The sequence below is a fragment of the Siphonobacter sp. BAB-5385 genome, from assembly GCF_002261125.1.
GTDB lineage: Bacteria > Bacteroidota > Bacteroidia > Cytophagales > Spirosomataceae > Siphonobacter.
Window position 1 is genome coordinate 39,799 of sequence record NZ_NMPS01000190.1, and the last position, 18,459, is coordinate 58,257.

Genomic DNA, 18,459 nt, shown 5'->3' on the forward strand with positions numbered 1-18,459 from the left:
CTATCCTTTTTGAAAAGCCGACCGCAATTCTTCCCGATCGTCGAAATGATTTTTTACTCCTTTGACGTCCTGATACGTTTCATGGCCTTTTCCCGCTACGAGAATGACATCTTTGGACTGAGCCAGCGATACGGCCCTAGCAATGGCTTCCCGGCGATCAACCAGTACCGTTACTTCGGCCGGGGTATCATTCGGTACGCCTTTCTTCATATCCTCCAGAATGGCCTCCGGTTCTTCGTTCCGTGGATTGTCCGAAGTCAGAATCACGTGATCCGAAAACTGACAGGCAATCCGGGCCATTTCGGGGCGTTTGGTTGCATCCCGATTGCCACCGCAACCCACCACGGTAATAATCTGTTCGTTACCCTGCCGCAGTTCGGCGATGGTTTCGAGTACGTTTTTCAGGGCATCGGGCGTGTGGGCGTAATCCACAATTCCGACGATATGATCAGGCGAGATCACCTGTTCGAAGCGTCCCGGAGGTGGTTGCAGTGCCGAAAGTTCGGTCAGCACTTCTGCCGGATCCTCGTCCATGAGAACCGCCGCTCCGTATACCCCCAGCAAATTGTAGGCGTTGAAATTTCCAATTAACTGAAAGTGAACCTGATGACTATCGACTTCCATTTCCAGTCCATAAATCGAATCGGCCAGTAGCTTACCTTTAAAGCTAGCTCCCGTTTCCAGCGAGTACGTTTCCCGACGGGCTACGGTATTCTGCACCATGATGCGGCCCCTGGGATCGTCGGCGTTTACCAGAGCAAAGGCCGTTTTCGGTAGCTGATCAAAAAAGCCCTTTTTTGCTTTAATGTAGGCGTCGAAGGTCTTATGAAAATCCAGGTGATCGTGGGTAATATTCGTGAAAATACCTCCCGCAAACTGAACACCCGCAATGCGTTGCTGCACTACGGCGTGCGAGGAAACTTCCATAAACACATGCGTACAGCCTTTATTGAGCATGTCAGCCAGTAAGGCATTCAGCGTCAGTGAATCGGGCGTGGTATGCGTAGATGGGATAATCTCGTCTTCCACCTGATTCTGTACCGTCGAAATCAGTCCGCAACGGTGGCCCAAGGCCCGAAATAATCGAAATAACAGCGTTACGGTCGTCGTTTTTCCGTTGGTACCCGTCACCCCCACGAGTTTGAGTTTCGATGAAGGTTGTCCGTAGAAATTCGACGCCGCAAAACCCATCGCACGGGACGCATCTTTCGACTGAATGTAAGTAACTCCTTCCTGTAACGTTTCGGGTAAACGCTCGCACAGAATCGCCGTGGCTCCTAATTCAATGGCTTTCGGTATAAAATCGTGACCATCGACCTGGGTACCGGGAATGGCCACAAAGAGCGTACCGGGAACGACTTTTCGGGAATCAAAGGTGAGGGTACTGATTTCCAGATCAGTGGACCCTGCCACTGCCTCGAGTGAAACTTTATAGAGAATGTCTTTGAGAAGCATACGGAATAGGCATCAGGCCCGTTTAGGTGCCAAAAATACGGGCTCAATTGAAAAGTGAATACAAACGATGAAGTGATTTCCGATTCAATGCCGGAAAGGAGACTCGCCGCTTTCTGATTCTGCCGGAGAAATTAGCTAATGCTCAGAAAATTAAGCCGTACCTTTGTAGCGTGAAAAAAACGATTGCAGTGATTGGCGGAGGAGCCGCCGGTTTTTTTGGAGCGATTGCCGCAGCGGAAACGTATCCGCAGGCCCGGGTGGTCTTGTTTGAAAAAGGACGGAATGTGCTGTCCAAAGTTCGTATTTCGGGCGGGGGTCGCTGTAACGTGACGAATGCCGCCGCTACGGTTGCCGACTTGCTCAAGGGGTATCCCCGAGGAGCGAAGTTTCTCAAACCCCTCTTTCCGCGTTTTTCCAATCAGCATACCATCGAATGGTTCGAGCAGCGGGGAGTGAAATTAAAAACGGAAGCCGATGGCCGAATTTTCCCAACTACGGATTCCTCCGAAACCATTGTTCGCTGTCTGCAACAGCAGGCTCAGCAAGCGGGTGTTGAACTTCAGTTGAGTACCCCAATCCGCCAGATTCGTCCCGTGGATGCCGGTTTTGAACTGGTTGGAACGGATGAAACAATCTTCGCGGTGGATCGGGTGCTGGTGACGACGGGCGGACATCCGCAACTTACGGGCTATCAGTGGTTGAGCGAACTGGGGCTTTCCATTCTGTCTCCCGTGCCTTCGTTGTTTACATTCAATATTCCCGATTCTTTTACCCGCGAGTTGCCCGGTCTTTCCGTTTCCGACGCTCTGGTACGACTGGCGGGTTCCAAACTGCAACAGGAAGGCCCCGTACTGATTACCCACTGGGGCTTAAGCGGTCCTGCGGTACTGAAACTTTCGGCCTGGGCTGCCCGCGAACTGGCGGAAACCAATTACCAGTTTACGAGTCTGGTGAACTGGACGAATGAAAAACCGGAAGCTGCCCGTACCTCACTGGAAGCGTTCAAAAAGCTGAATGCTGGGAAGTTCGTGGCTACGGTCGCTCCGTTCGGCATTCCCAACCGCCTCTGGCGGGCCTTACTCGTTGAAAATGAAATCAAAGACCAGGTTCGTTGGGTTGATTTAAACGGTAAGCTTTTTAACCGGTTACTGGAAAATCTGACCAACGGAACGTTTCAGGTACAGGGCAAAACGACCTTCAAGGAAGAGTTTGTTACCTGCGGCGGTATCGCTTTGAATCAGCTTCACCCGCAAACCCTGGAAAGCAAGGCGATCCCCGGTCTGTACTTCGCGGGCGAGGTGCTCGACATCGACGGGATTACAGGTGGGTATAACTTTCAGGCCGCCTGGACTACGGGCTGGATTGCCGGACAATCCATCGGCCAGGGGCTGTAGTTTAGGAATCAGCGTGCAGAATTTTTTCGGGATTTTCTTCGTAGTCTACGCCCGAAAACAAATGAATGTACAGCACCCGCGAGGCCCGAAAAGTAAAGGGTACCGATATGACAATCAGGGCAATCGAAACGCCAATGTATACAAAGGGCGAAGGGTCGTTGAAGAGGTAAAACAGCACCATAGCCGTGGCCAGAATGATACCCGTAGTCAGGCCGTAACTTACGTACATGGCTCCGATGAAGAAGCCCGGTTCGCGTTCAAACCGCAGGCCGCATTCGGGACAGTACTTATGCATCTGGTCAAACTTGGTAACCTGCCACAGGGGATACTTGAACATTTTTCCTTCCCGGCAGCGGGGGCAACAGCCGCCCGCTACGGCTTCGAGTTTACTGCGTTTCATAGGTAACAAGTGGTTATAGGGTCAGGTGATGATGTATTTATTTTGTTTGAGAAGTCCTTCTTTCGTCCCATTTAGATGGCTGAGAGAGTCGAAAACCTTACTCACACCAACCATTGCGTGTATGTAAACGAATTCTGTTAACCTTACCAACTTTCCATTCTTCCTGATTCCCTTACAAGTCTACCCTAAATCGCTTCCGTGTGTAATGACTTTGGTCAGTTTAGGGTAAAAAACGCCGTAGGGCACCGTACGTCCATGTTCCGGCCAGAGCCGCTACCAGGGTGATTAGTACCACGGAATAACCGGCTCCAATCTGGGCGAACAACGGGCCGGGACAGGCTCCGGTTAAGGCCCAGCCAAAACCGAATAGTAATCCACCGTAGATTTGTCCCGGTTGAAACACCTTATCCGAGATTCGAATTGGCTCGCCCGTCAAGGCTTTGACTTTCAATCGTTTCAACAGAAATACGGATACCATGCCCGTTAATACGGCCGAGCCGATCACGCCGTACATGTGAAAACTTTCCAGCCGGAACATTTCCTGAATTCGAAACCAGGAGACGATCTCAGCTTTCACAAAAACAATGCCAAAAAACATTCCGACGATCGCATACGGTACTAACGAACCCAGCGAAAGGCGGGCTTTTGGGTCGTTCGATACGGCAGGGATAAATTCTTCCGATTCGGTTTTCATCGTATTCAAAACGTAGTAGAAGTTACAAAGACAAAATCCAGGGCAGACCGAGCCAGGTCATCAGAAAACCGCCGATCATGAAACAAACCGTTGCCACCAGCGAGGGCCATTGCAGGTTGGATAGGCCCATGATGGCGTGACCGGAAGTACAGCCTCCCGCCCATCGGGTACCGAAACCGACCAGAAAACCGCCTACCACCATCAGGATGAAGCCGCGAAGGGTAAGCAAAGCGGACCAGGAAAATAAGTCGTGTGGAATGAGCCCACGAAAGTCCGTTACGTGTTGAGCAGCCAGGGCTTGTTTCGTCGCCGGAGCAATCTGAATAAACGCGGGATTGGACAGAAACGTACCCGCCACCAAGCCACCCACGAATACGCCGCCCACAAAGAAGAGATTCCAGCTTTCCTTCTTCCAATCGTACTGAAAAAAGGGAATTCCCGCGGGTAGACAGGCTGCACAAATGTGCCGTAGTGACGAAGAAATACCGAAGGTTTTATTGCCCAACAGGAGCAGAATCGGCACGGTCAGTCCAATGAGCGGACCTGCCACGTACCAGGGCCAGGGTTGCGTAAGCCATTCCATGAAGAGACGAAAAAATACAGAGGTTTTAATCTGAAGGGAAAGCTTCATCCCTGCATACAGGGATGAAAATCGCTCAAAAGGTATTCTTTTGAACGAATAAAACTCAGTCCGCATCCACGATCTTCCTGAATGCGTAACCGAGTTTTTCGTAATCTTACTCAGCCAGTTGTCCGCTAGCCGTCGGTATATTGGTTTTGGCAATTGCTCCAAAGCCACCCGCCACTTCCCGTACCTGATCATAGCCGCGAGCTTTGAGGATTGAAGCCGCAATCATGGAGCGATAACCACCCGCACAGTGTACGTAAAAAGGTTCGTCTTTGGGAAATTCAGCCATCTGTTCGCTCAGGGAAGCCAGGGGAACGTTATCGGCACCCGCAATGTGGCCCCCTTCGAATTCAGTGGCTTTACGAACGTCTTTGACTATCGTTTTTTCGGGATCAAAACCAGCCGCAAAGGTTTCCGCCGCTACCGATTCAATCTGATCTACTTCTTTGTTTGCGGTTCGCCAGCTTTCCATACCCCCTTCCAGGAAGCCCAGTACCTGATCGTAACCCACCCGCGAAAGCCGCGTAATGACTTCTTCTTCGCGACCCGGTGCTGTGACCAGTAACAGGGGCTGATTGATGTCGGTGATGAGCGTACCCACCCAGGGAGCAAAGTCGCCGTCGATGCCAATGTTGATGCTCCGGGGAATGAACGCCTGGGCAAATTCCTGAGCTTTTCGGGTATCAAGTACCAGGGCTCCCGTTTCGTTCGCGACGACTTCAAACGCTTCCGGTGAAAGCGGGTGGTTACCCCGTTTGAGTACCTTTTCGACCGGCTCCGTACCCGCCTTGTTCAGGCGAACGTTTTCGGGGAAGTACGCGGGCGGCGGCGTTAGTCCATCGGTAACGGCCGTAATGAAATCCTCCTTGCTTTGCGGTTGCAGGGCATAGTTTACTTCTTTCTGATGACCCAGCGTATCGAAAGTTTCCTTACTCATGTTTTTGCCGCAGGCCGAACCCGCTCCGTGAGCCGGATACACGATGACGTCGTTGGACAAAGGCAGAAGCTTGGAACGCAGGGAATCATAAAGCATACCGGCCAGATCGTCCTGCGTGAGGTCGGCTTTCTGGGCTAAATCCGGGCGACCCACATCCCCAATAAACAGCGTATCGCCCGTAAAGACGGCATTTTCTTTGCCGTTTTCGTCCAGTAACAAAAAGCAGGTTGACTCAAGCGTATGACCCGGCGTATGCAACACGCGAATGCGGCAGTCGCCCAGTGTGAACTCCTGACCATCTTCGGCAATCAGGGCTTCAAAAGCCGGAGCAGCATTCGGACCGTAGACGATGGGTGCTCCCGTTTTCGCCGACAGATCCACGTGACCCGATACGAAATCCGCGTGAAAGTGGGTCTCGAAGATATACTTGATCGTTGCTCCGTTACGGGCAGCTTTGTTCAGATACGTCTGCACTTCCCGCAGGGGATCAATAATAGCGGCCTCGGTGCCCGACTGGAGGTAATATGCTCCCTGAGCCAGACAGCCCGTATAAATTTGCTCAATTATCATAACGATTCGTCGTGTTGTTGAAGTAAAATGGGGAAAGCTTTTACGTAATCAATGCGTTTACATACTGGCTTTCTGACGAATGACCTGCTCCATTTGCTGAGCCGTCAGTACGCCCGATTGTCGCCAGAGTTGCTGGCCGTTCTGGTACAGGGCCAGCGTTGGTACCGACTGGATTTGCAGTTGCTGAGCCAAGGCCGGATTTTTATCAATGTCAATTTTGACGACCGTTAACTGATCGCCCAGTTTTTCCTTGACTGCTTTCAGGTACGGAGCCATCATTTTACAGGGTCCACACCATTCGGCAAAAAAATCGATCAGTACGGGTTTATCCGAGGCGATGAGTTGTTGAAAGTTTCCGTTCATGGATGAGTGTATTTTGGGTTTAGAGTTTAGAGTTTTGAGTTCAGGGTTTTGAGTTTTCCCAACAGGGTTCCGTTTTAACCACAGAGGTACTCAAAGTTTGGCACGGAGGTACATTAAGTTATAAACGTCGCGTCTTTGCTTCTGCTTCGTTCTTGGCGAAAAACAACCCCAAACGCCAAACACTCAACTCTAAACGCTCCTACTAAAACCGTACCTTTTCCCGAATGACTCGTTCGAGTTTGTCGGCGTAAATGCCACCCGCCTGCCGCCAGAGTTGCTTGCCTTTCTGGTACAGAATCAGGGTCGGTACGGAATCTACTTTAAGGTGTTTTTTCAGGCCCATGTTCTTCTCGGCGTCAATTTTAATAATGGTCAGATCGTCGCCGAAAATGTCCTTCACCGTATCCAGTTCGGGAGCCATCTTCTTACAGGGCTTGCACCAGTCGGTATAAAATTCGAGCAGTACGGGCTCGTCCGAGGCGATAATTTCTTCAAATGTTCCGTTCATAAAAGTCTTCTGTCTATACTAAATTGTTTCGAAAGTCCGGGTTTAGAATACTAACTCTTTTAACAGAATACCCGTTCCCATCAGTAAGGTAAACCAGCCAAAGGCTGGCTTGAGTACCTGGCCGGGAATGCGTCGGGAAAGCCCCGTACCTACCACCACGCCCAGTAAGGTCAGACTGGTAAATTCCCCAAGAAATTTCCAATCCATCGTATGTTGTCCCAGATCGCCCAGAAAGCCAATGCAGGAGTTTATGGCAATGATCATCAGCGAAGTACCCACGGCTAACTTCATCGGCAGCCGTACGAAGTTGGCCAGTACCGGAATGATCAGAAAACCTCCCCCGACGCCCACAAAGCCCGTAAGCGTACCCACCAGCAGCCCTTCGACGAAGATGAGTGGATAGTTTAGCCGCTTTCGGATTTCTTCACCCGTATCGACCCGCTCCCGCCGTCCGCGAATCATCGACTGAGCCGATAACACCATCAGTACCGCAAAGAGCAGCATCATGAGTGTACTTTTCGTTACCACCCAGCCGTTGCTTTCCATCACGACTTCGGGTAAGGCCGGAACGAGGTACTTGCGGGAAATAAACACCATCATAAACGACGGAAACGAGAAAAACAACGCCGTTCTGGGGCTGGAGAGTCCTCGCCGCAGGTAATCGACCGAGCCCAGCAACGAAGCTGAGCCGACAATAAGCAAACTATAGGCCGTAGCAATCGACGGAGGCAGCTTAAAAATATAAACCAGCACGGGTACCGTCAGAATCGAACCACCCCCGCCTAACAAGCTGAGTAATAAGCCAATAAAGATGGCTAAACCAAAACCTATAATCTCCATACTACATGCGGCATTCGCAGTTCTCAATGCAGGCAATCAGCTTGAGTACGTCCCGTTCTTTTAACGAATAATAGCGATTCTGTCCTTCCTGTTCGGCCCGTAGAATGCCTTTTAGCTTCATGTTGATCAGGTGGTGCGAAAGCAGCGACTGTTCACATTCCAGCACGCGGGCCAGCTCTTTTACACTCATCCGTTCCTGGGTACCGAGCAAATCGATGATGGCCAGCCGGGTCGGGTGAGCGACGGTTTTCAGAATGAACGCCGCTTTTTCGAGTTTTTCCTTACTCTGATTTTTTTCAGTGATCGTCATACGAGGTCTTGAATGATCGCTCAAATATATGAACATATTTTCATATAATCCTGTAAATTCTATTTCTCCGGCGTGATTTCCCGGCTATCCGCGTATTTTTATCCCTTCAATCCTTAAACAAATCCGTATGCTCATCGCTGCCATCGTCGTGTATCTACTCCTGAATCTGGGGGTCGGCCTCTGGGCGTCTCGACGGGTAAAGAATACGGAAGACTTTGTACTGGCGGGGCGAAAACTCAATTTTGCCCTGGCTTCGATGGTGACCTTTGCCACCTGGTTCGGGTCGGAAACGATGATGGGAGCACCGGGACGTTTTGTACGGGAAGGCTTTCTGGGCGTGATCGAAGATCCGTTTGGAGCGGGCTTGTGTCTGGTATTGGTTGGACTATTTTACGCCCGGATCTTTTACCGCTGGAATATCATCACCTTCTGCGATTTTTTCGGGTTACGGTACGGAAAGTCCGCCGAACTGCTCTCGGCATTACTGATTGTTCCCTCCTATTTCGGCTGGATTGCCGCCCAGCTGGTTTCCATGAGTATCATCGGACAAACCGTTTTTGACGTACCCATGTCCACGGGTATCTGGGCCGGAGCGGGCCTTGTCATGGTGTATACGCTGACGGGTGGGATGTGGTCGGTCTCCATTACCGATTTTCTGCATAATATCATCCTGATCGCCGGACTGGTCATTCTGCTGGTCATTTTATGGATGCAAACCGATAATGTAAGTGCCGTATTCGCCCGACAACCCGATGGATTCTTCCGCGTCATTCCGCACCGTTTTTCCTGGCACGAATCCACCGAGTACGTCGTTGCCTGGATTACGATTGGGTTAGGATCCATTCCCCAGCAGGATGTTTTTCAACGGGTGATGGCGGCGAAAGATGCCAACACGGCCGTAAAATCCGCCGTCACAGCCGGGTTTCTGTACTGGACGGTGGCGTTTTTTCCACTGCTCATTGCGTTGCTGGCCGTACGACTTCATCCCAAATTATTGCAGGGTGATCCGCAGTTGATTCTTCCCAACATGGTATTGCAACACGCTCCGCTGGCCGTTCAGATTCTGTTTTTCGGAGCCTTGATTTCGGCCCTGCTCAGTACCACGTCGGGGGCAATTCTGGCCCCGGCGGCGGTGGTAGGCGAAAACCTGGTTCGCCCTTTTTTTCCAAAGCTGACCGATCAGCAACTTCTGCTCTCCATTCGGCTTTCGGTACTGGGCGTCACCGCGGCGGCAGTCTGGATGGCCCTGGAACAACAGGATGTATTTGAGCTGGTCAGCGAGTCTTCGGCCTTTAGTCTGGTATCGCTGTTTATTCCCATGACAGCGGGGCTATATTGGAAACGGGCTTCACTAGCGGGTTGTCTACTCTCCATGAGTCTGGGTCTGCTTAGCTGGATGTTAAGTGCTTATCTGAATACCGCGACAAACCCGATTGTGTACGGATTACTGGCCAGTGGCGTAGGGATGTGGGGCGGATCGCTGGTGTTTCGGCAGCGGGGGAAAGTAACGGATTCTGTGGGTTAAACGGGAATACTGTTTCATGGTTACGGCTTACACATCCGAAAGAATCCTGGGGTAAAACCCCAGGCTAGTGAAATTGAACCCCGTTGGGGTTCGTACGTCGCTAGTCCGGATTCATAATTCGACCAGCGTAATCATCCTCAAACAAAATGGCCCGAAAGTGTTAGAACCTTCGGGCCATAATTGATACAAGTAATCGGTTAATCCACAATCATCTTAAATCCTTCTCCGTGGAGATTGATGAGTTGAATCCGTTCGTCGGACCGCAAGTACTTCCGGATTTTAGTCAGATACACATCCATACTGCGGGCGTTGAAATAGCTGTCGTCCCCCCAGATGGCTTTCAGAATGTAACTTCGGCTCAGCGGCTGGCCCAGGTGCTGACAGAAAATTTTCAGAAGCTCGGCTTCACGACTGGTTAATTTCTGCACGTCGTCGCCGTGGGTGAGCGTTTGCCGTTCGGCATCGAACGTGAGGGTACCGATTTGAAAAAGGCGGTTTGACTTCTGTTCTTTTTGTTCATTCCGCTGACTCCGCCGCAGAATGGCCTCCATCCGGGCCACCAGTTCCTCCATGTTGAAAGGCTTGGTCAGATAATCATCTCCGCCGAGTCGGAAACCTTGCAGGGTATCTTCCTTCATGGCTTTGGCCGTCAGAAAAATAATGGGAATATCCGCATTGGCCTGACGAACTTCCTTCGCCAGCGTAAAGCCGTCTTTTTTAGGCATCATGACATCAAAAATGCACAGATCATACGACTGCTTCACGAACTGATTCAGGGCTTCATCGCCGTCGCGGGCCAGGTCGGCCGGGTATCCTTTCAAGGTTAAATATTCCTGTAATAACGTTCCTAAATTCGGATCGTCTTCGGCGAGTAAGATTTTCATTTCTGTTGCTCTTTACGTTCAATGCTAAAAATCGGAGCGTCGGTTAGACGTACGGCAGGGTTATTTCAAAGGTACTCCCCTTGCCCGGCGTACTGTCTACTTTGATGCTGCCTTTATGTTCGTCGACAATTTTCTTTACGTAACTCAGGCCCAATCCGAAGCCCTTCACATCGTGCACGTTTCCCGTCGGAACCCGGTAAAACTGCTCGAAAATATGCCGTAGGGCCTCTTTATTCATACCAATGCCTTTGTCGCTGACGGTGATCTTCAAGGCACCGGTGGCGTTTTCGGTACGAATGCTGACATCCGTGGTTTCGCCTGAGTACTTGATGGCATTATCCAGCAAGTTAAAAATCAGGTTGGTTAAATGTACTTCATCCCCCGTAATGATCGAAGGATTGGCCTGTAAATGCGTCTCCAGAATACCATTACGAGCTTCTACCTGCGGACTTAAGCTGTGTACAACGGTCTCGATCAACTCGTGCATATCCGTCTGTTCGCGGTTCATGCGAACTTCCCCCCGATCAAAACGGGCGGCCTGCAAAACTTTTTCTACCTGTGAGCCCAGCCGCTGGTTTTCATCCCTGATAATGCCCAAATATCGTTTGAGCATCGTCGGCGAAGCAGCTACGGCATCATCCTCCAGCATCTGGGTGGCCAGCGAAATGGTGGATACGGGTGTTTTAAACTCGTGGGTCATGTTGTTGATGAAGTCATTTTTCATGTCCGAAAGCTTTTTCTGTCGAACAATCGTACTCATGGCCACATAGAAACACACCCCCATCACCAGAATCAGAATTACGGAACTAATCAGCGTCGTCCAGACCTGCTCGGCCAGATAACTTTGGCGTTCCGGAAAGTATACAAACAGCATATTGTCCGTCGCCAGCAAATCCGAAGGGAAAAGCTGCATACTGTACCCCGCCAGCAGACGATCTTCGCGGTACCCCGGCGAAGAGGTGAAGACAAAATCGTGCGGGTTGTCATCCGAACGCAAGCCATATTCAAACGGCAGATCGATGCCGCGTAGCTGAAATTCGTACTTCAGCAACGAGTCCAGTATAGTCATATCCACCCGTTGCGTCAGCGGACGATCATTCGTGAGCAAATCCAGGAATACCTCCCGCATCACTCTCGATTTCTGTTCGGCTTTCTCGTACTCCGTCAGCGGACGCGATTTACTACTATCTACCCGCCGCAGGGACCGTTTGGGTTCTTTGACCACCACGGTTCGAGGTTTCGTCTTCGCTGGTTTCGTCGCCGTATTTTTGCTCTTTGAACCCGTTACGCGACTCGACAGAAAACGACTGACCGAGTCTTTCCGAAGCTTGGCCGTTTCTACATCCCGTCGCAGGTTACGAAACATGGTTTCATCGTACCGTTTCTCCAATTCTTCCCGCGAACGGTCAGCCGTATTGTTTGGACCATCATTGCGGTAATACTCACCAATGTAGTGCATTTCCGCTTCCGTCAGTTGACCACTCGGGCGACCCAGTACATCGGAAGGAGCCGTTACCCGGCCATAAAATTCCCATTGCTGTACAATGGGGGTCTGGGAGGCATACTTGCGGGTAATGGTTGCCGGATCCGCAGTGGTGACGGGTTTGGTCGGCGATTGCTGTTTTTTACTCTTTACAATTTGAGGCGTTTTTACGGTTTTCTGCGGAATCGCCAGATGCTGTAGCTGCTCCTTGCGTCGTTCGGCGGCCAACTGCCGATTGGTCAATACCGTTACCTCCACTTTTTCCAGTTTATGCACCACGGCATCCATGGCCTCAGTTACGGTCCCGTCAAACTGATCGGCCTTGGCATTCAGCGTTTCCCGAATCCCAAATACCTGAAATACCACCAGCCCAATAAGAGCCAGCGACATCAAAGCCACCAACCAACGGATTTTTTGTTGCGTCATTTTTACTTTTCGCGGGTCTCTCTACCTGTTTTATGCTGACTGTTTAACGAAGGTATGACCCAGATTCTTCCCCGGAAGATGCCAAAGTTATCAGTTTAAGCATTTTTAACAAGTCTCCGGCTCATTTGTCCCAACAAATCATGCCCGATCGTGCAACATTGGTTCTGCTTCGCCTGTCCTTGATTCACGAAACCAAACCAACTCGTTTATGCGTTTGCCATCCTTACTTGTTGCAGTGATCCTTGTATCCGCGGGCACGACTTTCGCTCAGGAAAAAAGTACTTCCAAGAAAGAAAAAGAAAAGCTTCGGCTTCATTACGAACGGTCGAATGGGACTACGGTCATCAGATTGACCGCACGTTCGACACCCAGGAACAACTGGACCGATTCGTTGATTCGTTGAATAATACCCAGTCTCCGGGCGGCCGTACCCGAATCATTATTGGTGACGAAGCCGACGTATTGAAGCGATTGGAGAACGGAGACTATCAAGTCCAGACTTTCCGTACGCCCAAACCACCCAAGGCTCCCAAAGCTCCCCGCACCTACCGCAACGACGAGCCACTCGCCCGGGGCGAATGGGAGAAGTTCGATCAGGAAATGGAACGCTTTGGCCGGGACATGGAACGCTGGGGTAAAGATTTTGGGGAGAAGTTCGGCAACGAATTCCGGTACCGGGCTCCGCAATTGAAGCGACAGCTGAACCTGGCTCCGCAGGTACTGACCTGGGAAGGGGGCAGTTCGTCCAGCACCGTACGCAGCCTGAGCGTATACCCGAATCGGCCCTTTAATCAAACCCTGAATTTACGTTTTACGTCTCCGGTCAAGGGTGACGTAACGATTCTGGTCACGGATGTAAAAGGACGTGAAGTAGCCAAAGAAGTAATAAAAGATTTTGAGGGTGATTTCGTAGGTCAGATCACGCTGACGAAAAAAGCCGAAAAAGGTACCTTCTTCGTGACCGTTACGCAGGGCGAAGACGGCACCGTGAAACGCGTGGTGATTGAATAAGGATTGCTTCGTAAGCAAACCAAAGAGCTGGCAACGATGGCGTTACCAGCTCTTTGTATTTTAAAACCGAGATTCCATTCACTATCAACCAACCACTAGTACCTATCAACTCTCCGTCTGCCCGCACAAAATTCATCTCCCCCAAAGAACATATTCCCTCAGCCATTCTTTATCTTTGCCGCATGCGAATCCTTGCGTTGTTTCTGGCTTTGTACACGTTGATTCTTTCGGTAGCTCCCTGTACCGAGCATCACCACGTACGTACGGCCTCAACAACGACACAGGTAAGTATCCAGACGCAGGATCACGATGAAGATTCGCACGAACACGCCCTGTGTTCGCCCTTTTGCGTCTGCCATTGTACGGGTGGCTTTGTAGCTACGCTCCTGACCGTACCCGAGTTTACCAGTACCTCCCTTTCTCTTTCGCCAGACAAACCTTCGTTCTGGTACATCCTCGCCCAGCCGCAAGGCTATGCTTTTTCGATCTGGCAACCGCCCCTGCAGGCCTAAGCCGGGAGCAGTGTGTCCATACGATCCGTTTTTTCTGGAAAATGGATGATTTTTCCGCACGCATATGTCGCTTGGTATCAAGAATGCTTCGGTAGGCGTACGGTACTTGCTTCCCTCTTTTCTCCCATTTTACCGTTCATCTTTCGTATTTTCTTTCCATGCTGGATAAAATCATTCGGTTTTCGATTGACCATAAACTCATTGTGGGCGTGGTCATTCTGGCTCTGATTGGCTGGGGGTCGTACTCCCTAAGTCGCTTGCCCATCGATGCCGTTCCCGACATTACCAATAATCAGGTGCAGATCATTACCCTGACGCCTTCGCTGGCGGCTCCCGAAGTCGAACGGCTCATTACCTTTCCTATTGAACAAACGATGGCCAGTATTCCGGAAATTGAGGAAGTACGCTCCATTTCCCGCTTTGGTTTGTCTGTGGTTACCGTCGTTTTTCACGAAGAAACGGACCTGTACTGGGCCCGACAGCAGGTAAACGAACGTCTTACCGAGGCCAAGAACCTGATTCCGGAAAACGTAGGCAACCCGGAACTTTCGCCCATCTCAACCGGACTCGGCGAAATTTACCAGTATACCCTTCACGCCAAAAAAGGCTACGAAAAGCAGTACGACGCCATGAGTCTGCGGAGTATTCAGGACTGGTATGTACGGCGACAATTGCTGGGTACACCCGGCGTTGCGGAAGTTAACAGCTGGGGCGGATTTCTGAAACAGTACGAAGTGGCGGTTCAGCCCGAAAAACTTCGCAGTTACAACCTCAGCATCAGCGACATTTTCACGGCTCTGGAAAGGAATAACCAGAACTCCGGTGGGGCGTATATCGACAAAAAACCTACGGCTCTTTTCATCCGGTCGGAAGGCTTGGTAGGTACGCTGGAAGATATTGAAAAGATCGTCGTCAGGAATACTACTGCCGGTACGCCCATTCTCATTCGTGACGTGGCTCAGGTACGTTTCGGTTACGCCAATCGGTACGGGGCTCTGACCCGGAATGGTGAAGGAGAAGCCGTGGGCGGTTTGGTAATGATGCTGAAAGGGGAAAACTCGAACGAGGTCGTGAAACGAGTCGAAAAACGGGTCGAGCAGATTCAGAAAACCCTACCCGAAGGCGTCGTCATTGATCCTTTTCTGGTACGCAGTGAACTCGTTGAACGAGCCATTGGTACCGTTACGCAAAACCTGGTCGAGGGAGCCCTCATCGTCATTTTCGTACTGGTTCTGTTTCTGGGGAACTGGCGGGCGGGCCTCATTACGGCTTCGGTGATTCCACTGTCCATGCTTTTTGCCTTTTCGCTGATGAAATGGCTGGGCGTATCGGGCAATTTGATGAGCCTCGGAGCCATTGACTTCGGACTGATTGTCGATGGCTCGGTGATCATTGTGGAAGCTACGTTGCACCACTTTGGCTTACGAAAACCAGGTCGACTCACGCAGGCCGAAATGGATGAAGAAGTGTACGAATCGGCTCGTAAAATCCGGAGTTCGGCGGCTTTTGGGGAAATCATCATTCTGATCGTGTACCTGCCCCTCTGGACGCTTTCGGGCATTGAAGGCAAGATGTTCAAACCCATGGCTCAGGTCGTAAGCTTTGCCATTCTGGGTGCTTTTCTGCTTTCGCTGACCTACGTGCCCATGATGACGGCCTTGCTGCTCAGTAAGAACATTACACATAAACCTTCGCTTTCCGACCGACTGATGGCCTTCTTCCACCGAAAATACACCCCGCTGATTCGCGGAGCATTACGTCATCGGGTTGCCGTATTACTCGTATCGCTAAGCGTATTTGCCCTCTCAATCTGGACGTTTACGCGACTGGGTGGCGAATTCATTCCTACCCTGGAAGAAGGTGATTTCGTGGCCGAAACCATGTTGCTCACGGGCAGTTCAATCACTCAAACCGTCGATAAGGTTACGCAGGCCTCGGATTTATTGATGAAACGTTTTCCGGAAGTCACGCAGGTCATTGGAAAAATTGGAGCGGCCGAAATCCCCACCGATCCCATGCCGATGGAAGCCTGTGATTTGACAATTAAGCTTAAACCCAAAGAAGAATGGACCTCCGCCCGCACCCGTGAAGACCTTGCCAACCAGATGACGGAAGCTCTGGAAGACATTCCCGGTGTGAACTTCGGCATCTCTCAGCCCATCCAGTTCCGATCCAACGAATTGATTTCCGGCGTCCGGCAGGATGTGGGCGTCAAAATCTTTGGTGAGAATCTGGACGAACTGGCCCGCCTGCAACAGCAGGTGGTGGGTCTGGTCCGGAGCGTCGATGGAGCAAAGGATGTATATCAGGAAAAAATTTCCGGCTTACCGCAGATCATCGTCCGTATCGACCGGGATAAACTCGCCAAGTTTGGTCTGGACATTGCTACCGTCAATCAGGCGGTGAGTATGGCCTTCGCAGGCGAATCGGCCGGACTGGTGTACGAAGGCGAAAAACGCTTTGAACTGGTCGTACGCTTCGCTCCCGAAAACCGGCAACGCATTGAAGACGTCCAGAATCTGTTCGTAACGGCAGCCAACGGTAATCACATTCCCCTGCAACAGGTGGCGGATGTTTCCCTGCAACTGGGACCTAATCAGATTCAGCGGGAAGACGCCAAACGCCGGATTACCATTGGTTTCAACGTGCGGGGTCGGGACGTCAGAAGTGTCGTGGAAGAGTTGCAGGCGAAAATCGAACAGCAGGTCAAATTCCCGACGGGCTATTACGTCACTTACGGCGGTCAGTTCGAAAACCTGCAAAAAGCCACGGGTCGTTTGTCCATCGCCGTACCCGTTGCCCTGGGTCTCATTCTCACGTTGCTGTACTTTACGTTTCAGTCCATCCGCCAGTCTTTACTGATTTTCACGGCCATTCCGATGGCGGCCATTGGAGGCATTTTCGCTCTGGTCCTGCGGGATATGCCCTTCAGTATTTCGGCGGGTGTGGGTTTCATTGCTCTGTTTGGCGTGGCGGTACTGAATGGCATCGTACTGATTGGAGAGTTTAACTACCTGCGAAAATCCGGTATTGAAGACCTGACTGAGGTGATTCTTCAGGGTACGAATACCCGGCTACGCCCCATTTTGATGACGGCTACGGTTGCCTCGCTCGGCTTCCTCCCCATGGCCCTTTCGACGGGTGCGGGGGGCGAAGTACAGAAACCGCTGGCTACGGTCGTCATTGGGGGATTGATTACTTCCACGCTGCTTACGCTTTTTGTCATTCCCATTCTGTATATGTATCTGGAAAAAGGTTTTCGACCGAAAACGAAGGGGCTAGCGGTACTCCTGCTCCTTTTTGCTACGCCGCTGCTGAGTCAGGCCCAGACCCCATTGAGCCCCGAACAGGCCGTACAAACGGCCCTGCAAAACAATCGCTCCCTGGCGGCCTCCCGACTGGAAGTGAAGGCCCGGCAAACGCTCCAGCAAACAGCCCGCGAAATGCCCAAAACCGAGGTTACGGCCCTGCTCGGACAGTATAACAGCTACAAATTCGATCAGAACGTCTCCATCAGTCAAACCATACCCAACCCGGCGGTATTCCGGGCTCGTGCTTCGGTGCTGGAAAATCAGACCCGAACGGCGGAAGCTCAGACGCTGGTTTCGGAAAACGAACTGGCATATCAAGTCAAGTCTTCCTGGTACGAGTTGTCCTACCTGCTGGAACTGCGGAAGTACTTGCAAACGCAGGATTCGCTGTACGCCAATTTTCTGCGGGCGGCTCAGGTCCGCTTACGGACGGGCGAAGCTGGTTCGCTTGAATCGACGATTGCCCAGACGCGGTTACGTCAGGTACAAACCCAGCGAACCCAGAACGAAGCCGACATCCGGATTGCCAGTCGCCGCTTGCAGACGCTGCTTTTTGCCGATCAGCCCGTCACGATTGAAGCAGCGACGTTTGCTCCCAAGAACTTGCCCGACACCACTCAGATCACGAATAACCCCGTACTGGCCTGGTATACGCAACAAATCAGGCTGGCCGAAGCCGAACGCAAGCTGCAACGGGCCAATCGTTTGCCTGATTTTTCGCTGGCCTATACCAATCAAAGCCTGATTGGAGCCATAAAGCTGGGAGCACCCACCACGGATGCGGCCTCAAGTGCCAATCGGTTTCACGCCGCTCAGGTGGGCATTAGTTTTCCGCTGTTTGGCAAGGCGTACCGTTCGCGGGTGGCCGCGGCTGAACTCAGTACGCAGGCCCAGCAACAGCAGTTCGATCAGCAACAGAAGAATATTCAGGGCGAACTGGCGTCCCTGGTGCAGGAAATTCAGAAACTCCAGCAAACGCTGGATTACTATACCGAAGCTGCCTTACCCCAGGCCGAGGAAATCATTCGACAGGTAAACCGGGGCTTTCAGGCGGGTGAAATGGGTTACGTCGAGTATTTGCAGGGCATCAGTACCGCAAACGATCTGCGAATCGGCTACATCCAGACCATTCAGGAGTACAATCAAAACGTCCTTCGGCTCGAACTCGTCCTGGGCATTAAATAATACAGCGGCTCTCTGGTAGCCCG

16 protein-coding genes are annotated in these 18,459 nt (G+C 51.4%); 5 read left to right on the plus strand and 11 right to left on the minus strand.

Going from position 1 to position 18,459, the window contains the following annotated elements:
• Entirely contained in the window at positions 1–1,455 is a 1,455-nt protein-coding gene (locus BWI93_RS18705) for a UDP-N-acetylmuramoyl-L-alanyl-D-glutamate--2,6-diaminopimelate ligase (RefSeq protein ID WP_094814070.1), read from the minus strand.
• A gap of 170 nt (positions 1,456–1,625) precedes the next feature.
• Here BWI93_RS18705 and BWI93_RS18710 point away from each other — a divergent pair, with 170 nt between their 5' ends.
• Complete coding sequence (locus BWI93_RS18710; RefSeq protein WP_094814072.1) at positions 1,626–2,849, plus strand: NAD(P)/FAD-dependent oxidoreductase; 1,224 nt, start codon at positions 1,626–1,628, stop codon at positions 2,847–2,849.
• A 1-nt stretch (position 2,850) separates the two neighbouring features.
• Here the strand turns inward: BWI93_RS18710 and BWI93_RS18715 are convergent, their stop codons facing one another.
• From BWI93_RS18715 to BWI93_RS18750, 8 genes are all read right to left on the minus strand, one after another.
• Positions 2,851–3,249 carry a DUF983 domain-containing protein gene (locus BWI93_RS18715; protein WP_094814075.1) on the minus strand — a complete coding sequence of 133 codons (399 nt, stop codon included), beginning with the start codon at positions 3,247–3,249 and terminating at the stop codon, positions 2,851–2,853.
• Positions 3,250–3,469: 220 nt separating this feature from the next.
• Positions 3,470–3,943: a DUF6691 family protein gene (locus BWI93_RS18720; RefSeq protein ID WP_094814077.1), complete on the minus strand. Its 474-nt coding sequence runs from the start codon at positions 3,941–3,943 to the stop codon at positions 3,470–3,472.
• A gap of 22 nt (positions 3,944–3,965) precedes the next feature.
• On the minus strand, positions 3,966–4,526 hold the full coding sequence (locus BWI93_RS18725; protein WP_094814153.1) for a YeeE/YedE family protein: 561 nt from the start codon (positions 4,524–4,526) through the stop codon (positions 3,966–3,968).
• A gap of 154 nt (positions 4,527–4,680) precedes the next feature.
• Positions 4,681–6,078 (minus strand): rhodanese-like domain-containing protein, encoded by a 1,398-nt coding sequence (locus BWI93_RS18730; protein WP_094814079.1) that lies wholly within the window; start codon positions 6,076–6,078, stop codon positions 4,681–4,683.
• A 57-nt stretch (positions 6,079–6,135) separates the two neighbouring features.
• A complete protein-coding gene (trxA, locus tag BWI93_RS18735) occupies positions 6,136–6,441 on the minus strand; it encodes a thioredoxin (RefSeq protein WP_094814081.1) in 306 nt (101 codons plus the stop codon).
• Positions 6,442–6,643: 202 nt separating this feature from the next.
• Positions 6,644–6,949 (minus strand): co-chaperone YbbN, encoded by a 306-nt coding sequence (locus tag BWI93_RS18740; RefSeq protein WP_094814083.1) that lies wholly within the window; start codon positions 6,947–6,949, stop codon positions 6,644–6,646.
• A gap of 42 nt (positions 6,950–6,991) precedes the next feature.
• On the minus strand, positions 6,992–7,789 hold the full coding sequence (locus BWI93_RS18745) for a sulfite exporter TauE/SafE family protein (protein ID WP_094814085.1): 798 nt from the start codon (positions 7,787–7,789) through the stop codon (positions 6,992–6,994).
• Between the two features lies 1 nt (position 7,790).
• The gene (locus BWI93_RS18750) at positions 7,791–8,099 is read right to left on the minus strand and encodes a helix-turn-helix transcriptional regulator (RefSeq protein WP_094814087.1); all 309 of its coding nucleotides are present in this window, start codon (positions 8,097–8,099) and stop codon (positions 7,791–7,793) included.
• A gap of 127 nt (positions 8,100–8,226) precedes the next feature.
• Here BWI93_RS18750 and BWI93_RS18755 point away from each other — a divergent pair, with 127 nt between their 5' ends.
• Positions 8,227–9,624 carry a sodium:solute symporter family protein gene (locus BWI93_RS18755; RefSeq protein WP_094814089.1) on the plus strand — a complete coding sequence of 466 codons (1,398 nt, stop codon included), beginning with the start codon at positions 8,227–8,229 and terminating at the stop codon, positions 9,622–9,624.
• 197 nt (positions 9,625–9,821) lie between these two features.
• Here the strand turns inward: BWI93_RS18755 and BWI93_RS18760 are convergent, their stop codons facing one another.
• Both BWI93_RS18760 and BWI93_RS18765 read right to left on the minus strand, forming a co-directional pair.
• On the minus strand, positions 9,822–10,508 hold the full coding sequence (locus BWI93_RS18760) for a response regulator transcription factor (protein ID WP_094814091.1): 687 nt from the start codon (positions 10,506–10,508) through the stop codon (positions 9,822–9,824).
• A 43-nt stretch (positions 10,509–10,551) separates the two neighbouring features.
• On the minus strand, positions 10,552–12,417 hold the full coding sequence (locus BWI93_RS18765) for a sensor histidine kinase KdpD (protein ID WP_094814093.1): 1,866 nt from the start codon (positions 12,415–12,417) through the stop codon (positions 10,552–10,554).
• 399 nt (positions 12,418–12,816) lie between these two features.
• Between BWI93_RS18765 and BWI93_RS18770 the strand changes: the two genes are divergently transcribed.
• From BWI93_RS18770 to BWI93_RS18780, 3 genes are all read left to right on the plus strand, one after another.
• A complete protein-coding gene (locus tag BWI93_RS18770; protein ID WP_255157952.1) occupies positions 12,817–13,428 on the plus strand; it encodes a T9SS type A sorting domain-containing protein in 612 nt (203 codons plus the stop codon).
• Between the two features lie 182 nt (positions 13,429–13,610).
• On the plus strand, positions 13,611–13,940 hold the full coding sequence (locus tag BWI93_RS18775; RefSeq protein ID WP_094814095.1) for a DUF6660 family protein: 330 nt from the start codon (positions 13,611–13,613) through the stop codon (positions 13,938–13,940).
• Positions 13,941–14,098: 158 nt separating this feature from the next.
• Positions 14,099–18,436 (plus strand): CusA/CzcA family heavy metal efflux RND transporter, encoded by a 4,338-nt coding sequence (locus BWI93_RS18780; protein WP_094814097.1) that lies wholly within the window; start codon positions 14,099–14,101, stop codon positions 18,434–18,436.
• The last annotated feature ends 23 nt before the right edge of the window (positions 18,437–18,459 follow it).